Genomic DNA, 2,965 nt, shown 5'->3' on the forward strand with positions numbered 1-2,965 from the left:
GAATAAAGCAAGGAAATAGAAACCATGTCGTCTATTGCTGTGCAACAGTGTGTGATCGAAATCGCTGTTAATCGCAATTATATTTTAAAATAGTTTTCAGAAAAGCTACCAGACAGATAAAAGACTAAAATTACTCTTATCGATAAACTTAAAATTAATCATCAACAATAGTAAAGGAGTAACTTTATTATGCAGAAAGCTCCTATAGAGGCTATTTCTGCCTCCATAAAAGAAATGATTACTAAAGAAGTAATAAATAAATTTGATATTGAAATAAATTTTGACGTACCTGATGCAGAGTTTGTATCAAAAATAGGCAGTAAACCAGTAATCAATATTTACTTATATGATTTAATTGAAAACTATGAACTTAGATACAGTGATTCATTAACAACATTAATAACTGTTAATGATGGCAATGGAGATGAACCTTCGCCAACTTTAACAAGCAATATCAGGTATAGACCCACTTTTGTTAATTTATCATTTCTAATAACCGCTTGGAGTAGAAGCCAAAACAATAAATCAATTGTAGAGCAGCAAATATTATCTAATATAGTTTCTGGCATAGGTAAATTTGAATGTATTCCCATTAATATACTTTTAAATAATGACTTCAATCCTACCCCTTATGGTGTCCCAATACAAATATTAGGGCAATCTAAATTGCATAGCATAGGTGAGTTCTGGAATTCTTTAGGGACCCCTCCAAAGCCTACGATTCACCTAGCTGTAATTGCACCTATAAATGTTCACCAAATCGTTAAAGTTCCTACTATCGCTGGTACCAGTAGTGCTACTTCAGCAGATAATGCTCCCTTTGAGAAGGGCCAACCACACAGTATTACAATAATAGGTACAGTTAACATTACTAGTGATATAACCTATCAAGATATTGAAGTAACCTTAAAAAAGTCAGACTCTGGATTAGAAATTAAAAGTAAATTAAATGAAAACTGTAACTTTTTTTATATTGACTTAGATGAAGGTAATTACATCGCATGGGCAATAAATGTTATTGACAATAACAAAGGTGATGAAAAGCAAATTACACTAACAAAAACACCTGAAGGCACAATAAAAACTGAAAGCTTATCCCTATCAATATAAAAATTTTCATTCACATACCTAAGTATTAACCATTAAGTAGCAATAAAGTATGAGCTCAAATATTGCTTTCCAGGATAAAAGAATCTTAGAACTATCAGTATTTATTCAAAAATATGGAGATGACGAAATTGCAAAAATATTACAGGTAAAAAAAAGAACTGTTAGCTCTTGGCGAAGGCTAGAGCGAGCACCGACACCTATACAAGCATATAATATAATTAAGACTTTTAACGGTATTATAGATTGGCAAGGAATTTATCAGCCATATGTAAATCATCTTATAAAAAAAGAATTAAAATAAATGAAAGGTAAATATATGTTGATGATGAATCCTGCTAGCTATCGACTTGATAAAGTATCTACAGACTATAAAAAAATAGAATGGTCAGACGTTTCTGCTGCATTAGGGATGGGCAGTTTAGATGAATTCTCCTACCACTTAGGTAGGCTAATTTTTTGTGATGATACTACATCAAAAAAAATAATTATAACTTTATCTATCCAACACCTTATCAATATTTCAAAAAAAAATAATTGGCGAACAAACATAAAAATTTTTACACGGCTATCCGAACTGGCATGCTTTGAAATAGTTTACTCTACTCCATGTAAATATTGCCATGATCAACCTATAAACATTGCTGAATGTTCAAATTGCCATGGTTCTGGCTATATAGGCCTTAAAAACTGTTCAAAGTATAAGTATGCATCTATTGAGAAAAGGAATTGGAATAGAAGATGGAAGAAAAGATATGAAGAGTTATATAAGAAATTCCTAGAATCTGAACAAAAACTTAACTCCCATATACAATATCATTTCATGACATGAGTTCAGTGCAAAAAATGGTCAGCTCTTGCTAAAAAATGACTATTTTTGATCTTTTTGTTGGCAAATATTGTCTCACTTAATGTAATGGTCTAATAGAAACCAACACTTACTAAAAAGTCGGATGAAATGGATACCATTAGGGTGTGAATGTAAAGTAAAAACACTATAACTATAGTATTTTTGACAGTCCAATATTGGCTTATAGTATCCTTTGCTACCGACTTTTTGGTAACTAAGAGATAATAGCCTCATGTGTTGTTGGAAGTAGTTATGACCAAAAAGAAGAAGACTTGCACACCAGAATTTAAACAAGGCGCAGTCCAATTAGTTGTAGAGCAACAAATGAAGCCCTCTGAAGTTGCTCACCGATTAGGTAGTAACCCAAATCTGTGTTTGTCTAAATATTGTTCAAGAAAGTGGGACTGAGATAAGCACCTCTTTTGTTGTATGGTAGCCAAGATTTATAATACTAGTCAGTGAAGAGAGAGTTGTGGCTACAGTTAAGGTGTTGTGCACTCAGTGCAATAGTGATCAAGTGAAAAAATAGGTTATACGCCAGAAGGAAAGCAACGCTATCAGTGTAAGAGTCTACTCTGTAAAAAGTTATTCATATTGGATTATAGTAATCAAAGCTTACCAGCCAGGGGTAAAAGAAACCATCATCGATATGACTGTGAATGGAAGCGGGATACGAGATATAGCCAGAGTTCTGGGCATACGGTCATTGAGACACTAAAAAAAAGGGTCTGAGCTACACACTGTTAATAATGAGCGGTTAGAACAATTAGAAAATCCCAGTGATACCAAGGTTAAGCTGGAAAAAGTATTGGTGGCAAAAGTCGATGAGATGTGGAGTTTTGTAAAGAAGAAAGGCAATCAGCGCTGGCTGTGGCATGCGATCGATGCCGTATCTGGCAATGTACTAGCGTATATACTCGATTCTCGCAAGGACAATACTGTGGACAGTTTTTGAATTATAAAACATTGCTCTACAGGCCATGTACCATAGGAAGGAGGAGTTTATTG

General features: G+C 33.6%; 4 protein-coding genes and 1 pseudogene. All 5 read left to right on the plus strand.

Annotation, left to right across the window (positions count from 1 at the left end; translation table 11 throughout):
* The first annotated feature begins 189 nt into the window (after positions 1–189).
* Positions 190–1,110 carry a Pvc16 family protein gene (locus tag ORQ98_RS29180; RefSeq protein ID WP_274692344.1) on the plus strand — a complete coding sequence of 307 codons (921 nt, stop codon included), beginning with the start codon at positions 190–192 and terminating at the stop codon, positions 1,108–1,110.
* 49 nt (positions 1,111–1,159) lie between these two features.
* Entirely contained in the window at positions 1,160–1,411 is a 252-nt protein-coding gene (locus tag ORQ98_RS29185) for a hypothetical protein (RefSeq protein ID WP_274692345.1), read from the plus strand.
* Positions 1,412–1,939: a hypothetical protein gene (locus ORQ98_RS29190; protein WP_274692346.1), complete on the plus strand. Its 528-nt coding sequence runs from the start codon at positions 1,412–1,414 to the stop codon at positions 1,937–1,939.
* Positions 1,940–2,209: 270 nt separating this feature from the next.
* A complete protein-coding gene (locus ORQ98_RS29195; RefSeq protein ID WP_274692347.1) occupies positions 2,210–2,365 on the plus strand; it encodes a transposase in 156 nt (51 codons plus the stop codon).
* Between the two features lie 64 nt (positions 2,366–2,429).
* Positions 2,430–2,891 (plus strand): annotated as a pseudogene (locus tag ORQ98_RS29795) (IS1 family transposase); the annotation flags it as partial.
* Between the last annotated feature and the right edge of the window lie 74 nt (positions 2,892–2,965).

Source organism: Spartinivicinus poritis (assembly GCF_028858535.1).
In the GTDB taxonomy this organism is placed as follows: Bacteria; Pseudomonadota; Gammaproteobacteria; order Pseudomonadales; family Zooshikellaceae; genus Spartinivicinus; species Spartinivicinus poritis.

Bases quoted from the DNA above. Each gene is read 5' to 3' on its own strand.
- ORQ98_RS29195 (WP_274692347.1), top strand. From the start codon at position 2,210: ATGACCAAAAAGAAGAAGACTTGCACACCAGAATTTAAACAAGGCGCA.
- ORQ98_RS29185 (WP_274692345.1), top strand. From the start codon at position 1,160: ATGAGCTCAAATATTGCTTTCCAGGATAAAAGAATCTTAGAACTATCA.
- ORQ98_RS29180 (WP_274692344.1), top strand. From the start codon at position 190: ATGCAGAAAGCTCCTATAGAGGCTATTTCTGCCTCCATAAAAGAAATG.
- ORQ98_RS29190 (WP_274692346.1), top strand. From the start codon at position 1,412: ATGAAAGGTAAATATATGTTGATGATGAATCCTGCTAGCTATCGACTT.